A 15,823-nucleotide genomic window follows, 5' to 3' on the forward strand; every position below is an offset into this window, starting at 1 on the left:
GATGAATGAACTGATCCGTCTCTTAAAAACAGAGGAAATCAGCCGCAACTCCAGAGCAAAGATAAAACGCATGGTTGGCTCTGACCTGGTGATCATTGATGACCTGATGTTTATGGCCATTGACCGTCACGAAGCAAATCTCTTTTTTCAATTGATCAACCAGCTTTACGGGCAGACCTCCATTATCATCACATCCAACAAAGGCCCGGAAGAATGGGGTGATATTCTGGGTGATCCGGCCATTACAACCGCTATTTTGGATCGTTTAATCCACAAAAGCGAGGTTATTCATCTAACTGGCGACAGCTATCGTCTGAAGCATCGTCAAACCATTTTTGGTAACAATTAGGTGTCCAAAATTATTTAACGTTTTTTGTTCAAAACTACTTGACGGTTACAGCTAATAGTTAAAGTTGTTATAAAGGTAAGAGAACTCGACGAAGAAAGTGTAATACTTGCTGCCTTTACTAATATGACTGATATTACTAACTTCCTAACTAGTTTAACAAAGGAAAAATTACCAATTTGGAATATTAGCTTAGCTACTCCTTCTTATACAGCTTTAAAACAAAAAGCTTCCCAGCATTATGCCTTACCCGAAGATGAATACCTAGTGACTATGGTCTTTCCTAGACCACGAAGAACTATGATAGAAAATAAGATTAAATCTATAACTACTAAACATAATGGTAAAATTATGCGTGAAAAATTAGCTATAGAAGAATGGGATGAAAAGTTTTATCCTATGAGGTTTAAAAAATTAGGTCCTTCTTTAGTAGCTAGTGAAGTTATCCTACCTATTGATAAAGTAGCAGCTTTTGTAAATGAAGTAGAACGTAAATACAAAGGCGATTTTGCTATTGAAGGGACTATGGTAGGAACTGATAAAATTTCTCTTTTAGGTTTTATGTTATCTGATGAAAGAAAACTTGGATTTCCCCTAGCTTATGCTTGTTCATTAGATGTAATAGAAATTGCGGAAAAGCAAGGAGGTCAGGTATTTACGGTAGGAATGTATTTTACCGATAGAGCAAAGAATTTTTATGGTTCTGATAAATTACAAGAAATATGGAAATATAAGAAGTCTATAGATCCTACTGGATTTATGAATCCTGGAAAAATTATTCCCTCCTCCCTAGATAAACAATCACCAACTAAAATGTTAACTAGTGCTATGAAGCTCGCTAATACTGGCAGTAGTTTAATTGGACTTGCAGGAAGATTAATGACTAAATGGCAAAAAGGAGAATTTGACTCACCACTTGGTGAAGAATTAACAGACGATACTTTCGCCTGTGCTATGTGTGGCTACTGCCGCAGTATATGTACTGTATTTGATGCAGTGCCTTGGGAAAGCAATTCACCCAGAGGTAAATATTTTATTCTCAATCAGTATATTAAAGGTAAAATTCCTATGAATGATGAAGTAGGGCGTGCTTTATACCCTTGCACTACTTGTAAAAAATGTGATACTGTTTGTCAAGTTCGTTCACATAATGCACATCATTGGATGGACTTACGTTTTGAGTTTAGTAAAAATAAACTGCATAATACTGGCTTAGAAATTATCCGGGATAATGTTCTTAACACTGGTAACTTCTGGGGAGTACCTGCCAAAAAAAGGCTAAAATGGCTAGATGTACCAACTCAGACCCATGGTAAAATAGCATACTGGTCTGGCTGCTGGGCTTCGACAATAATGGATAATATGGCACAAAACGCTACTAGAATTTTAAACCATTTAGATATTCCTTTCGTTCATTATAGAGAAAAAGAACAATGCTGTGGACTTTATTTAGCCTTAGGGGGCTACAAGAAAGATTTTCAGAATTTAGTCCGCCAAAACCTGGAAATGTTTAAGGAATCAGGAGTTGAGACTATACTTTTTTCTTGCCCAGGTTGTTATGCCACATTTAACGAAAATTATCAACAAATGGCTTTAGAAATGGGAATAGAATGTGATATTCGTTTTAAGCATATAGTAGTATATTTAAGTGAATTAATTGCTGATGGTAAACTGCAATTTACAAAACCTCTTAATACTACAATAACCTACCACGATTCTTGTCATATTGGACGCTGGTTCGGGCATTTTGACGAACCGCGTAATGTAATTCGTGCTATACCAGGATTAGAACTTAGGGAAATGGAACATATTAAAGAAGAAGGATTATGTTGTGGGTTAGTTTCCGCTTTTGATTCATTATCATCAGTAGCTCATAGTGGTGTAAAAAGGATAGAAGAAGCTGAATATACAGGTGCCGAATACCTCGTTACAAATTGTGCAGGCTGTGGCTCACAATTCAACTCTACCTGCCAAACTTTAGGAAGTAAAGTACAGCAAATAGATTTAACCGAGCTTGTAGCTAAAGCCTTACAAATTCCTACTATGGATCCATCAGAACAAGTTGTAGTTTTTATGAATCAGTGTATTGAATTAATGAAAGATAGTGTACTAGCACCTATCATAGTCCCTGCTGAAGCAAAGAAATAGTTCAAAAACTTAATCATAAATATAGCATTTATAAAAAATATGAGTATTCTTAAATAGTAATCAAGAAATAAAAACAAGGACTTTCATATATTGATGTGCACCCCTAAAGTTAGACCAAAAATCTAATTTTAGGGGTGCACATCAATATATGATTATGCGCAAAGAGTATATTGTAGTTTTAAAAGTTCTGACTTTTGCTATTATGCAAAAGTCTCATCTATCAAATACTATTTTTATACAAGCGCATCTCCATCTGATAGCCTGCCCAAAAAAGAATCCCGGCTAATATCAATACAATCACAGAAGTATTTAAGATGCCTGGGTTATCTGGCACTCCCCTGGTAAAAATGCTGATGGGAAGGTCAGAAAAAACAACCATTGACAGCGTAAATACATAGGCAAAATTGAAAATCAAAGGAATAAATGTATTCTGCAGCAACAGGGCCAGAAAATAAGCTAAAGCTATCAGGAACAGACATTGAATAATAGTAGCAATAAATAAATATATGACGGGTTTAAACAAGGTCGAAAAATAAAAAAAGAGAACCACAACATGAAGCGCATATAATCCCCAGAGTAACAACATTTTATTCATAAGAATATCTTTTCGCGCTTTGTAGACAAAAAGCAGTTCTTTTCCTGGTGAATGCAGATACTCCTTAAGAATAAAAATTGGCCACCAAACGGCAAATCCGGAAACAAATATTTGTATTACACTTGCACATGCTGCTAAATCTTTGAAGTCGGAACCTTTCAAAGTAGCCAGCACCACAAATCCGGCCAATACCAAGGTAATATAGGGTATAAACAAATAAAACCGCAGATTTTTAAGCTCCAGAATTAGGTTGTTCATCAGGCAATCCCCTTCACTAAACACATATAGCCATCTTCCAAAGTCGGGTTCTTCTCATAAGGATAATTTTGTTTTCCTTGGGCCAGAACCCGATGATAGATCTCGCCTTCGACTTCGCTGACTTTTAATATAAATTTTTCCCCGATAATATTGTCGGAATCCTCGGCTTTGATTTGGTATACTTTTTGTGTAGCCGCCTGTTTTAACTGTTCACAAGTTCCCTGGAATAAAACCCGGCCCTCTTCTATCACGATTACGTTTTGGCAGCAAGCGTCCACATCTTCAACAATATGGGTGGAAATTAAGATCATACGGTCATTTTTAATTGTGTTTATAGTGTTTTTAAAACGAGCCCTTTCACCGGGATCAAGGCCTGCAGTCGGTTCATCCAGGAAGATCACTTTACTAAATCCTAAGATTGCCTGGGCAATACCGGCTCGGCGAACCATACCACCGGAGAGGGTTTTGATCCTTTCGTGTATTTTATCTTCTAAATTAACACTGCTTAAGGCGTGTTCGATTTCATTATTGCATTGGCTTTTATCAATCTTTTTTAAACAGCAGATATACTCCATCATTTCATAGAGGGTAAGCTCCTGAAACATACCAAACGCTTGCGGTAAATAGCCCAAATCATGAAGAAAGGCTGGTGATTTTTTAATCGGTTGACTATGATACAGGATCTCTCCCTGCTGCGGTTCATACAGGCCGGTCATGCAGCGTATCAAGGTGGTTTTGCCTGCTCCATTTGCACCCAGCAATCCATATACATGATTATCAAATTCCAAATCGATGGAATGCAGCACCTTTTTGCGCCCATAACTCTTGCTTAAATTTTTAACGGTCAGCATGCTCGACTTCCTCCCTTAATAATTTTTCGGCCAAATCCAAGTAGTGCTCCTTACTATCTGAAGTAAAAAAGTCAAAATAAGCTCGGAGATTGTCTTCTTTGCAAGGAGACTGATAAAAAAGATAATAGGCGGTTTTCAGATGAGTGGTTAAGAACATTTCATCATAACGTTGTTTCCTTTTTGAATATTCCACTATTTCAGGTTCAGGCAACGTTCGAAGTTTTTCCGGAGTTATGCTGTTAACTTGCGACTCTAAATATAAAAATTCATCCAGTTCTTTTAAAAGCGACACATGATTCATGCGGGTTTTAACCAGGGGGTCGTTTTTATTTAGGCTATCAAAAAGACAGGATAAATAGCACGAAGAAAATACCGGCTCCCTTTGTTGATTGAAATGGGCTTGCATAATCTCCATAGCAAAGTTTTTTCCATCATAAATGCCATCAGTGGTAATATGATCGCTCATGACCACTGCACTTTCCGTCTGGGAATTAAGATGAAAAGTTCTGGGTACCTGAAATATTTTTCTATCCCCAATCAGAAATGGCTCAGGAGAGCGCTGCAAGCGTTTACATGCTTCGGTTATACTGGCATCTGCTTTCCTGATCATAGCAGCATTTGGGACAGGGGCATCTTCCCGTATGGGTTCTGCATAAAGCTTATCCGCGACCTGGCTGTACATACCCGCTAACAAAGTCAAGCCATTACTCTTCCCCTGGAAGGAGTTATTATTACCTTCTAGATTACAAAAAACCTTCAGGTTGGAATGAATGCTAACGATATACTCGCTGTCGGTGGAGGGAAGATCAAAAACATAGCTATTATTTACTTGCGACCAAATCTCATGTTTGCCCGCTTTGGGGTAATAAGCAAAATAGCCCGGCAGGGTGATGCCCTGACAATTGGCATAGTATTTCGGTGATTTGCCATAATATCGGAAAACCAGTCGATCGGTATCCGGTGCAGGACTCACCGTTAGGTAATCTTCTTCGCGCACAAACGGTACAGGCTTTCCGTCTGCAGTACTAATTGATTTTAATTTATAACCGTGGTATAGGGTGAAATCATATTTTTCCAAATTAGGATTATCTACGGTCAAGTCTACGACAGCATGTAGTTCGTTGCTGACCGTAAAATCCATTATGTATTTCTTGATGGCAAATTTCTTTGGATTTTCAGCCAAAACCGCTGGGCCATGACCCATCTCCGTATAATACATATTATCTCCTATTACAAAGGAGGTCGTTCTCATATCCATTAATAACGTGGAGCCTCGCAAGGAAAATAGCCCCACCGCTAACAATAGCAGTAAACTGCTCACCGCTAAAATCATTTTTTTCTTTTTGCCAGCTATGCACTCATATAAAATCAAGGTTAAAGGAAATAACAGCCAGAAAACAGCTAGCATCCAGCGATAAGGTTCCATCGGGAACCCGTAGAGAGGCGCAACCTCAAATGTACTTCCCAGTTCCAAAGGTACAATCGTAAAAAAGTCTTTGATATTATAAAGTAATTTTTCACCGCCATATGAATTGAACAGTAAATAAGGGGTGCGAAAAAGGGCTTCAGTAGCCCTGGTATTCAAGAACAAGAATATCAGGGTCAGACTATATACCGCCAGTCGCCTGCTTTTTAATATTGCTGCCATGGCGGTTCCCAGCATACCTCCGATGGAAAAAGCCAAAACAAAATATAAAAGGGACAATTTCAGCAGATGAAGTAAAAAGGGAGGATATTGAGCATGAATAAAAAAGTACAAAAAGACAGCGAAAGCAGAAAATAATAAAGCCGGGATCATAATTAGAGTCAACAGACATAAAATAATCGCCCCATACGTTTTACATAACCCCTGACCATACGTCTTTAAATATTCTGGCATATTATGATCGTATATTTTGACGGTCAGTTCGTAGCTGATATAGATGAAAAAAACTACGAAAATTATAATCGGCCAGACTAAAAGCCTTAAAGTATCGAAGGAATAATTGTACTGTAATTGAATATAAAAGCAAAGAATAACTAAAGCAATAGCTAATAACAATAAAATTATGTAAGGGATTCTCAGATTTTTGCTGCGCCAGAATACCCGCAAAATATATTCATATATTTTTATCAATTCCACATCAACCTTTCTGCTTTAGCTTGGAATAGAGAGGTGCTGGCAGCACCTCTCTTATTATTTATGAACCGCTGATTTGTCCATAGCCGCTACAATCCGTATGGTAATTATCGGGGTTCAATTTAACTCGCCATTGTGCTGGGACTTTAAGTTTTGAAGACCCGCTCGCTGTTTGGCCAATACCCATAGGATTTGAAGTATCAGTCCTCCAGTAAGCACCTGTTTTTTCCTCTATGCTAATATGCAGAATATGCCCAGACCTATTACTATTACTACCGTAGTACGAAACCCCATAATTTGTTGCTATCACAGAAGAAAGCACCGGCCCGGACCCATTACTGATACTAACCGATGTAGAAGCAGCATATGCATTGCCAACAAATAAGAACGATAGCAATGCACATAATACAATACCTATTAGAATTGGTTTCTTAGAAATCATGTTTGCCATTCTTGATTCCTCCCTTAATTGTATAATCTAAGATTTTCAATATACTTGTATACAGTGATTATTTTTAAATTATTGCATAAATCAGTAAATTATCGCCACCTTTCTCATTGGATTAATTAAAATGCACATTGTAACCACCCCCTTTTCTAATCTTGTTGACAATGTGGGCGCGACAATACATGAGCATTTCCTTTTTTTGAATATTTTTCCTGTCAATTGTTCTGGGACCCCGATTTCTGTGTCTGAATGCCCAGTTTAAGCTTCTGAATCCCCAATAACTAAAAGGAATTTTAAAATCATATGTCAAATTTTAATACTGCTATATTGTTTTCCAAAAATTACTTGTGCAGTAATACCAAAGGAGGATCTAATGTTTGCCATCCCCTGGTATACAGTTATATTGGAGTCCATACCTCAAATGTTCCTGATCATTAAAATTGGTTTTGAATTATTCAATATAAAAATAGATTTAGGCAAAACAATCGCAATTTCTACCTTGATTGCCTTTTGCACATATTTTATAAGGCAAGCCCCCTTATTCGGCTTGCACACATTGGTCTTAGTATTGTTGTTAGCACTTTTCGCTACCTTTTTTTATAAAATTAATTGGTGGTATAGTCTTGTTTCATCTCTGACCGGTACGATGATTATGGGTCTGATTGAGAAGGTTTGGCTTGATGTGATTTTCGAAATTACATCAACTTCAGTTGACGATTTATCAGCTTATACCTGGTTCAACATGATAATATTTGCCTTAATACTGATTATGGCATCCCTGTTATATGTAATAATAAAGCGATTTCATTTTACTATTTATGACTTAAATAACAACGAAAGAGATGCAAGCTTAACAGTCATCGTGATTATTCTTTCAAGCTGTTTCCTCTTATTAAGCTTTAGCCATTCTATTGTTACAAATCCAGAAAATATAGCTTTCAAAACGTTTTACTGTTGAACCATGGGATTTAAGCAGCATACTTGGCAATCTCCTGGATAATGCTATTGAAGCAGCTTTAGCGGATAAATTTAGACCTCAAGTGGGGGTTTGAGTTTAAATTTAAATCTGGACAGTATGAAATTTCTATTCACAACAATGGAAGCAAGATCCCTAATAGCGATTTGAGGAAAATTTTCACTCCTGGATATACAAGCAAAAATTCTGCCTCCCGCAGGCAGCAAGCAGGTTACCAGCTACTGAATACCATTGATAAGATTTCGTCCTAATTAAAGGAGGTGAACGCAATGTTAAAAAATATTTTCAACAATAGTAAAAGATTTATCTTAGTAAATCTAGCCTTAATGTTGACCTTTATTGCTCATAGCGGGGTCAGCTCAATAAGTATATGGACTGTTTATGAACCAAATATCCCCGAATGCTTGCAGAGGCAGGATGATTAGCCATGATTACTGTTTTGATCCTTGAAGATGAAGAACCCGTCCGGAGATTTATCAGGCAGCTGGTAAAGGAAAATTCTGAGGTATCAGATATTTTTGATACTTCGAGTGGCGAAGAGGCTATACAGTTAGCGCAACAATATACACCAGATCTAATATTGCTTGATATAGAACTGGGCTCGGGGAGTTTTAAGGGTCTCGAAGTTGCTAAACGCATCTATAGTTTTAACAAAGAAGCTTACATGGTATTTGTAACCGGTTATTCTGAATATGCTGTGGATTCCTTTGAGGTTCATCCCTATAGCTACGTTTTGAAACCTATACATATTGAAAAGTTTAAAGCACTCATTAATGAAATTGCTATAAAAGTCAACGAGCAAAGAGTGATAAATTCTGATTCGATAGTGTTTAAGTTTAAAAATCAAGAAATACACTTAAGAAAAGATGAGATCATATTTGTTGAAGTTCAACACCAGATTTCCTATGTTCATACTAAAAACCAGATCTGGGAGTTTCGTAGATCTTTATATGAAATAGAAAGTAAACTGGGTAACAGATTTTTAAGGGTTCATAGATCCTACCTGATAAATTTGAGCAAGGTGCTTAGAGTTGTGGAACTGTATGATAGAGCTTACCAAATTGAATTTATTGATTATCCAAAAACAGCTTTAATGAGCCGATATTATTATCCACAGTACAAAAAAATGACTGAGTCATAAATATGAGTGAGAGGCTGTGCCGAAACTTAGGTTCTGGACACGGCCTCTTGCATCGGTTTGTTCGTTAAAAGCCCTGATGTATTTGATTTTATCCAATAAATAAAAGGGGAGGATTGTGTCAACAACCCCGCCCCCTCAGCAAATTTATCCTTGCTCTACCTGCAGATCGCCACTATCTCCGCGAAATATACGGCTATTGGCCTGAATATGAGCCTGTGTTTACAGAGTGCAGTAGCTGGCTACTACCGCCCTGCTATCCAGGACACAGCCTCTGCCTATAAGGGAATGTGAGCCGTCCAGGGCTTTGCTGATGCGTGTATCCTGTCCAATCACCGATTTTTCCCAGATAACAGAGTCTTATAAATGTAAGCGTCAAAAACTTCACACATATAACTGACCCAGCTAAGATGAGTAAGCGTCAAATCCCGCACACCTGAACCTCAGGAATTACTTGAGGTTCAGGTGTGCGGGATTTGACGCTTACATTACAAATGCTTATAGAGCTGCAATTGGCGCGAAGAAAATTACGGGCGGCTCCTTTATGCGAACAAAAAGCGGCTTCGGATACATAGAAAACCTTCATTCCAAAGCCGCAACAACGCGCGGTAATGCTTCTGCCATAAAAGCATTACCTTGATAGTCTATGAAGAATAGGTTTTTCGTTGATATAGTCTTGTAAGGCCATATTAAAAATTAAACTCTTTTTCCCATGAAAAGTAGGCGGATTCTTCTGTGCTTTTCGGCCAATGACTACACCATGCAGGAACGCCGGGTGTCTCCACTCTGTCGAAACTCGGAGTATAGGGCTTCATATCCAGCACAGGGGTGTTATCGTTAGCGTCAATAAACGCAATATGAATAATGCCGTTTTCATAATCTATGTGAATAATATCTACTGTGGTCAAAGCAATCGGATTAGGACGCACCGGCGACCTTGTAGCGAACACTCCCATTACTTCGGGAGCACCTTTATATGGCTGCTTTGTTTGCAATGTGGAACGGGATTGTTCATCATCAAAATCGCTAAACCACCAAAGAACATTGATATGGCTAAATCCATCTAATGCTTGCAGCGCTGGAATATAGCTTTTTTCTACCTCTATAAATGTCCCATTCTCGTTATTATAAACCTTTCCAATGGGATGTACTATAAATTTACTCATGTTTTTTCCTCCTTTTTTGATTTCGAGTACAATATAAGCCCTTACATCATGTGAGAGTCAAGGAGAAATAAAAAAATGATCTGCAAAATTGCAAGACATTGAACTATATAATTCCTAACGGTATTTGAAGTTCTATTAGATATTTTTCGGGGCTGTTTTCGTTCCACGGTCCGCGGTGTACGATTTGTCGATTTTGCCCGGACATTTTATATTGACTGTTCTTCTGTAGCCATTCCGCAAAATCTATATATGCTCCCGCTATATTTGAAAAAGCTCCGTATACCATTGTGCAAGCCATCATTGGTATTGGCTCAGTATTGCGGAATATAAAATCGCCTATACTCTTTCCGCGTTTTTTTACAGGAGCACATAACTCAACATCAACATCAGCTTCCTTATATACGGTGTCGTGGTATATGGAAAATGTGCTGCTTGATATTTGTATTTGATGTTCCGCTGCAAAATTGGATAGCTCTTGCCATAATTTGCCCTCTGCGTAGTAGTCGGGTATTGTTCTACGCAAGGAAAGAACTTGACAGCTCGGAATAGATTTGATTGAAATATTGTAGTGCATCTCACTTTTTTTGTTTAAGATTTCATTTTTGGCAAGCTCTATTTTCTTCAATTTTTTCTGTTCAGCTTGAATTGTTTTCTCTACTTCTAAATATTTCAAGTCAAGCTGTTCCACAAGAGAGTTATCATCCTTTATATTAAGGGCTACCGCAATTTCTGAAACATTAAATCCACTATCACGAAGATAAATTATTTTGTTTAGGATAGGGATTTGCTCGACGGAATACATACGATACCCTGTCCACGGGTCAATCTCTGCTGGCTTCAAAAGCCCTACCTCATCATAGTATCGGAGCATCCGGATTGTTATCTGTGTCAGTTTTGAAAATTCTCCTATCCGAAACATTAGCTTACCCCCTTTTGAATTTTCACTTTCATTATAATCAAGCCTGCTAAATAGTGCAGGTTTACCAAGGATACGCGGCCTGGATTGCACACATGCAAAATTATTTTAGCCGTTCTCTTTTGTTCTAATGGGAAAACACACCTCTGTAATCGGGGACTGATTGTCCGCATTTGCGTCAGGTGCTATATGGTAAATGTTAAACATGGGACCATCAAGGTCGTATCCATTATGGGAAACCCAATGGGCAATAACACTATTTAACTCACTATAAAATGATAGCTCTCCTTGAAGCGTCACCGTTGCAGCCAACACAGCAGGACGCATAAAACAGCGGACTGCTTCGCTTCCTTTGACTATTGTACTGATTTCTTTTTGCACCTCAACATCAATTTCCTTGTCACGATACTCTACGTCGTGATAAATCGCAATATTCAAAGATGTGCTGGGGAAAGAAAGCTTGTTTGTTGCCACAAAATCAAACAGGTTTTTCCACAATGATTATACAGGGAAGCACCGGTGAATTGATTGAATGAATCGGACAGATTGCCTGCTAAGTATTCAGCGGGAGTATATCCTGTAGACGCTTTGAAGTCTCTTATGAAATGAGACTGATCACTATATTGGCACCTAAAAATAATATCCTGCCAGGGTATCCCGCCTGCCTTATTGCTTATGATTTGCATGGCTCCTTCAAATCTATGAACACGTCTGAACGTGCTTGTATTCATGCCAAAATTCATATTGACCATTCTCTGCAAATTTAACAAGTCACGGGGAATGCGCACCCCAAAAATAATCAGCAGTCCAACTGGTATAGATAATAATACAAATAGAAAAAGGCCCAGCGGAGATGGGCCTTAGTTATAAAATTCTGAGCCAGTCGCGTCTGCCGTACAGGATTCTTTCGACGTCAACCACCTTGTTCTTCTCATCGATGGAAAAGAATACAACGTAATTTTTTACAATGAGCTTCCTGTATCCCATTTGGGATAGGCGCTCGTCTGCGATAAACGGACAGCGCTGCGGCATATCGGACAGACCTGTCATTGTCTCATCAAGAAGCTCCATCATATGGAGCGCCGATACGGGAGCGGACAACTGAGAAGCAATATACCGGACAATGTCCATGAGGTCGTTTTCGGCCGGTTCAGATATGTCCACCCTATATTTCGCCATTGGAGATACCCCGTTTGATATCCTTCATGACCTCTTGAAGCGGACGTTTCTTACCCGCCTTGACAGCTGCCCTGCCCTCGTCAAGCAGACGATACAGTTCCAGCTTGCCGCTGAGTGCTTCGTACGTCTCAATACTCATGACCGCCAAATCCCCTTGTCCGTTTTTTGTAATAAAGACAGGTTCGCGGCTTTCATGGCAGAAGGTGGAAATCTCGTTATAGTTATTACGTAGGTCGGTACTGGATTTTATATTTGGCATGGCGTTTACCTCCCTGGATAAATCTAAAGATATTATACCCTAATTTCTTTAGGTTATCAATCGCGTTTAGTTGTAGACAAGACCTAAAGCTTAAACAATCCATTTAAAAAAGGATTATTTCATATTCTTCCGCTTGCCTAGGTAAATCAGGTTGATGCTATGTTGATTATTATCACGGCAGGATACCCTTCCCTCACCGGTCGCACATTCCTCAATATCACAAAATTTCGACCCAATTTCTTGGATCGAGTATGTATAACCATTATTTTCCATCTTGTGCTATACTGATCTGAAAAAAGCAAATTCCTATCCAAGGTCAGACTTCCCTTAGCTTTACCTTCTATACTGACAGGTATAAACCAGACCACCATGATGGCGTTGGCTATGGTGGTAATCTGCAGCATGATCGGCGGTGGAGGGCTGGGGGAAGAGGTTTTAAAAGCTGTAAATCAAATTAATGCAGGAAAAGGCTTCGAAGCCGGATGGGCTATCGTGGTACTGGCTATCGTTATTGACCGGATTAGTCAAGGAATAGCCCAACGCTGGGAGATATCCAGCAAATAGCCCACTTCCAACCAGACCTAAAAAACTAACGGAAACCGAGGGGCTGCCACTCGGTCTCGTTCTGGTTATACCGGCGTTATATCCCTTACACCGAGTTACACTGGTTAACTATGCGTAGTATCATAAATGCCCTGACGTAGCCCTGTAGATCATAAGAATAATGTTACAAAAAGAACGTCCCGGCGTAACGGGCGTAACGGCGTAACCCCAGTGTGGAAAATGGCGGCCTACTTTGAACCGCCATTTTGCTACTTCTTTTTATATTCAGTACCCAACTATCCATCTGCCGTAATAAGGTTTTTCCGTTAATTTAGACTAAATTGCCACAAAGTTAACAGTTGGATTGGTTAAGCAATAACAATTGTCATTAGTTGTCCTGTTTTCCAATATCACAGCGCTGCGTCTCTGCGGCGGAACAGGGCAATCCCCGTTATGGTCAGTATGATTGTTACAATACACAGCACAAGAGGCGCGGCCGTTGGCTGAGTAGCTTTCAAAGGTGTTATCCAAGAAAAGGGCGAAAAGGCATAAAATATCTCGGGAATCTGCTGCTGTTCCCAGAAAATCTCCATCAGTACATACAGGGTGAGCAGGCCGTAGCTGATCCCGGTCATCCACCTTGGCAGTGCGCCGAAAAGCAGCAGGGCGATACCACCAATAGTCCAGATTGCCGTAATCATTCCTGCCATTTCATAGAAGAGCCGGGAAAGCATCCCGCTGTTCCCCGTGCCAATTGCCGCACCCAAGCCTACGCAGAACCCGGATATTAGCATAATAGCCGCTGAGCCGCCGAAGATGTAGATCATGTGGCTCAAGACCAGCCTCTCCCGCCGTACGGGCATGGACAATAATGTTTCGCCTTTGGCCACCTCCTCTTGACGGAGAATATCCGCCGACATCATCACATAAATAGAAATCAGTATTCCGAAAACGTACAACATCAGCGATAAAAACGCTTGCTCTATGCCGCCTAACCGCTCAATTAACCCTGTTAGAGCCTCCGCCGAGCTGACGGCACTCACCATCAGGTAGCTGGCGCGGCCTAGTGCGAAGGAAAAGATGGCGTAAAAGCAAAACCATGCGAGAAAAACCCCCTTTTGGGTGCGCCAGGCCAGGGCATTTAGATTACGAAGTCCCGGTTTGGCAAAGGCTCGGCCGGTTCGCTGGGGTACAAGTCCCGCACCCACGTCCCGCCGTGTCATTAGCCACATTGACAGCGTTACCAGTGCCATGCTCAACACCAGAGGAATTAAAAACACTACGAAATGCTCCCCGGCAAAAGGACGCATCAGCAACGGCCATTCCAGCGGGTTGAGGTAAGCGAGAAGATTTTGTCTGCCGCTCACGTTCCACAGAATATGCAGGCCGAACAGTGCCCCCAGCAGCCCAAAGGACATACCCCGTGCCGCCGTAGCGCTTACAAAAAGTTGGGCGACTAATCCTGCCATAATTCCCAGCACACAGGAGGCAGCGAAGAAACCTAGGCAGTGAGCCAGCGAACCGACACCTCCCAGATTAAGTGCAACCATTGTTAATACAGTCAATACTGCCGCAATGGCGTTGATTAAAATCATATTCAGAAGCGCCGCTGTCAAGGTGGCAAGGCTGCCGGTAACATTGGAACCCAGGGTGTCAACGGGACGGTTCTCTTGACACTCTCTATATACCTTCATCCGCAGTACCCGACGGCTTAGCCCGAGTAGTCTACAAAGGGAAAAACAGCAGCATTCGGGAAAGCTTTACGGCGCTAGACTGGCTGGCCAGACTTGTCACCCATATTCCCAATAAAGGGGGAACAGCTGTTCAGGTATTACGGATACTATTCCAACAAGTCACGGGGAATGCGCAAAAAAACTGATATTGATATTAAAACGCCGGTGTCGGTTGATTCCGATATTACAAAAAAGGAACTACGCAGGAATTGGGCTCGTTTGATTCAAAAGGTTTATTATACCGCAACATTAATTGTGACCAAAGGGAACATCAGTAGTGCCCGCAGGGTGATCCGTTGCTTTGTCCAAAATGCTGTGGGCGAATGCGTATCATATCCATTATCTAAGACCAAGCTGTCATCAAGAAGATACTAGTGCATCTGAATCTGGGGGTGACGAAAAACCATGATCCGCCGCCCATTTCTTTCCCAGACATAGAATTTGCGTGCCGCCAGGTTCAAAGAGTTTAGGAATCGGGTTATACCGGCTGAACTTTAGGTAAATCAGGTTGATGCTATGTTGATTATTATCACGGCAGGATACCCTTCCCTCACCGGTCGCACATTCCTCAATATCATGAAATTTCGACCCAATTTCTTGGATCAAGTATGAATAACCATTATTTTCCATCTTGTGCTATACTGATCTGAAAAAAGCAAATTCCTATCCAATCCAATATCCAAATATATCTCAAGCATATCATTCCTGAAAAAGAAAGTATAAAGCTTATTCTATATAATCCTTAAATAAGATGCTACTACATTTACGGCTGTCTTATCTACTTGCGTAATGGGCTATTGGTAGCCGCCAGGGCGGCTTAAAAGGGTTACTTTTTCAGTGGTCTCGAACCGTCCGAGATCACTGAAAAAGTCCATTTAAAGCACAAAAAGCATACCCTCCTGTGGTATAATTTGGTTAGCAAAATCAAAATTAACTAAAGGAGGTATGCTTTTTATGTTAGTTAAAAACGTCTTTAGACAAAACAGCTTCTATACCGCATTATACCAAATGATTCCGGATAATCACATACTTAAACAAATAGATTCCGCCATAGATCTTAGCTTTGTTAATGATTTATTAGCAGATAGATATTGTAAAAACTTTGGCAGACCAGCAAAAGAGCCAGAGATGATGCTAAGAATACAAAT

At 40.0% G+C, this 15,823-nt stretch carries 18 protein-coding genes and 2 pseudogenes; 9 read left to right on the forward strand and 11 right to left on the reverse strand.

The features are described from left to right. Positions 1 to 349: ATP-binding protein (locus AAV90_RS13495; RefSeq protein ID WP_046500084.1), on the forward strand; the 349-nt coding region annotated here is incomplete at its 5' end. 102 nt (positions 350 to 451) lie between these two features. Further along, positions 452 to 2,494, forward strand: coding sequence for a heterodisulfide reductase-related iron-sulfur binding cluster (locus tag AAV90_RS13500; protein WP_278279311.1), 2,043 nt, complete (start codon positions 452 to 454; stop codon positions 2,492 to 2,494). Between the two features lie 220 nt (positions 2,495 to 2,714). Here the strand turns inward: AAV90_RS13500 and AAV90_RS13505 are convergent, their stop codons facing one another. The 4 genes from AAV90_RS13505 to AAV90_RS13520 form a co-directional block, all read right to left on the reverse strand. Then, complete coding sequence (locus AAV90_RS13505) at positions 2,715 to 3,284, reverse strand: hypothetical protein (protein WP_207642076.1); 570 nt, start codon at positions 3,282 to 3,284, stop codon at positions 2,715 to 2,717. Positions 3,285 to 3,346: 62 nt separating this feature from the next. Beyond that, positions 3,347 to 4,198 carry an ATP-binding cassette domain-containing protein gene (locus AAV90_RS13510; RefSeq protein ID WP_046500087.1) on the reverse strand — a complete coding sequence of 284 codons (852 nt, stop codon included), beginning with the start codon at positions 4,196 to 4,198 and terminating at the stop codon, positions 3,347 to 3,349. Next, positions 4,185 to 5,957 carry a hypothetical protein gene (locus tag AAV90_RS13515; protein ID WP_207642077.1) on the reverse strand — a complete coding sequence of 591 codons (1,773 nt, stop codon included), beginning with the start codon at positions 5,955 to 5,957 and terminating at the stop codon, positions 4,185 to 4,187. Before AAV90_RS13515 ends, AAV90_RS13510 begins: the two co-directional genes overlap by 14 nt. 421 nt (positions 5,958 to 6,378) lie before the next feature. Beyond that, positions 6,379 to 6,768 (reverse strand): hypothetical protein, encoded by a 390-nt coding sequence (locus AAV90_RS13520; RefSeq protein WP_046500089.1) that lies wholly within the window; start codon positions 6,766 to 6,768, stop codon positions 6,379 to 6,381. Between the two features lie 370 nt (positions 6,769 to 7,138). On the opposite strand from AAV90_RS13520, the gene AAV90_RS13525 reads away from it, so the two are divergent. The 4 genes and pseudogenes from AAV90_RS13525 (at position 7,139) to AAV90_RS13530 (ending at position 8,882) form a co-directional block, all read left to right on the forward strand. After that, positions 7,139 to 7,723 carry a hypothetical protein gene (locus tag AAV90_RS13525; protein ID WP_046500091.1) on the forward strand — a complete coding sequence of 195 codons (585 nt, stop codon included), beginning with the start codon at positions 7,139 to 7,141 and terminating at the stop codon, positions 7,721 to 7,723. A 1-nt stretch (position 7,724) separates the two neighbouring features. Then, positions 7,725 to 7,817 (forward strand): annotated as a pseudogene (locus AAV90_RS15760) (GHKL domain-containing protein); the annotation flags it as partial. Positions 7,818 to 8,010: 193 nt separating this feature from the next. Further along, positions 8,011 to 8,166 carry a cyclic lactone autoinducer peptide gene (locus AAV90_RS14710; protein WP_084691622.1) on the forward strand — a complete coding sequence of 52 codons (156 nt, stop codon included), beginning with the start codon at positions 8,011 to 8,013 and terminating at the stop codon, positions 8,164 to 8,166. Between the two features lie 2 nt (positions 8,167 to 8,168). Then, entirely contained in the window at positions 8,169 to 8,882 is a 714-nt protein-coding gene (locus AAV90_RS13530) for a LytR/AlgR family response regulator transcription factor (protein ID WP_046500094.1), read from the forward strand. Positions 8,883 to 9,568: 686 nt separating this feature from the next. On the opposite strand, the gene AAV90_RS13535 is transcribed toward AAV90_RS13530, so the two are convergent. The 6 genes from AAV90_RS13535 to AAV90_RS13555 all read right to left on the reverse strand — a co-directional run bounded on the left by AAV90_RS13535 (position 9,569) and on the right by AAV90_RS13555 (position 12,399). Then, complete coding sequence (locus AAV90_RS13535) at positions 9,569 to 10,045, reverse strand: SAM-dependent methyltransferase (protein ID WP_046500095.1); 477 nt, start codon at positions 10,043 to 10,045, stop codon at positions 9,569 to 9,571. A 103-nt stretch (positions 10,046 to 10,148) separates the two neighbouring features. After that, entirely contained in the window at positions 10,149 to 10,964 is an 816-nt protein-coding gene (locus tag AAV90_RS13540; protein ID WP_046500097.1) for a MerR family transcriptional regulator, read from the reverse strand. Between the two features lie 105 nt (positions 10,965 to 11,069). Next, positions 11,070 to 11,459, reverse strand: coding sequence for a GyrI-like domain-containing protein (locus tag AAV90_RS13545; RefSeq protein ID WP_052729816.1), 390 nt, complete (start codon positions 11,457 to 11,459; stop codon positions 11,070 to 11,072). Beyond that, entirely contained in the window at positions 11,396 to 11,713 is a 318-nt protein-coding gene (locus AAV90_RS15765) for a helix-turn-helix domain-containing protein (protein WP_076982671.1), read from the reverse strand. Before AAV90_RS15765 ends, AAV90_RS13545 begins: the two co-directional genes overlap by 64 nt. Positions 11,714 to 11,825: 112 nt before the next feature. Continuing rightward, complete coding sequence (locus AAV90_RS13550) at positions 11,826 to 12,140, reverse strand: type II toxin-antitoxin system RelE/ParE family toxin (RefSeq protein WP_046500099.1); 315 nt, start codon at positions 12,138 to 12,140, stop codon at positions 11,826 to 11,828. Next, positions 12,127 to 12,399: a type II toxin-antitoxin system Phd/YefM family antitoxin gene (locus tag AAV90_RS13555; RefSeq protein WP_046500101.1), complete on the reverse strand. Its 273-nt coding sequence runs from the start codon at positions 12,397 to 12,399 to the stop codon at positions 12,127 to 12,129. Before AAV90_RS13555 ends, AAV90_RS13550 begins: the two co-directional genes overlap by 14 nt. A gap of 309 nt (positions 12,400 to 12,708) precedes the next feature. Between AAV90_RS13555 and AAV90_RS15030 the strand changes: the two are divergent. Further along, positions 12,709 to 12,963, forward strand: a pseudogene (locus AAV90_RS15030) (ABC transporter permease subunit); the annotation flags it as partial. 389 nt (positions 12,964 to 13,352) lie between these two features. On the opposite strand, the gene AAV90_RS13565 reads toward AAV90_RS15030, so the two are convergent. Beyond that, positions 13,353 to 14,636, reverse strand: a complete 1,284-nt coding sequence (locus AAV90_RS13565) for an ABC transporter permease (RefSeq protein ID WP_052729817.1) — start codon at positions 14,634 to 14,636, stop codon at positions 13,353 to 13,355. A 168-nt stretch (positions 14,637 to 14,804) separates the two neighbouring features. Here AAV90_RS13565 and AAV90_RS15035 point away from each other — a divergent pair, with 168 nt between their 5' ends. Both AAV90_RS15035 and AAV90_RS15040 read left to right on the forward strand, forming a co-directional pair. After that, positions 14,805 to 15,050, forward strand: a complete 246-nt coding sequence (locus AAV90_RS15035; RefSeq protein ID WP_157609591.1) for a hypothetical protein — start codon at positions 14,805 to 14,807, stop codon at positions 15,048 to 15,050. Positions 15,051 to 15,629: 579 nt separating this feature from the next. Continuing rightward, the coding region (locus AAV90_RS15040) for a transposase (protein ID WP_479725411.1) at positions 15,630 to 15,823 on the forward strand (194 nt) is incomplete at its 3' end.

Source organism: Syntrophomonas zehnderi OL-4 (genome assembly GCF_000983115.1).
Lineage (GTDB): Bacteria > Bacillota > Syntrophomonadia > Syntrophomonadales > Syntrophomonadaceae > Syntrophomonas_B > Syntrophomonas_B zehnderi.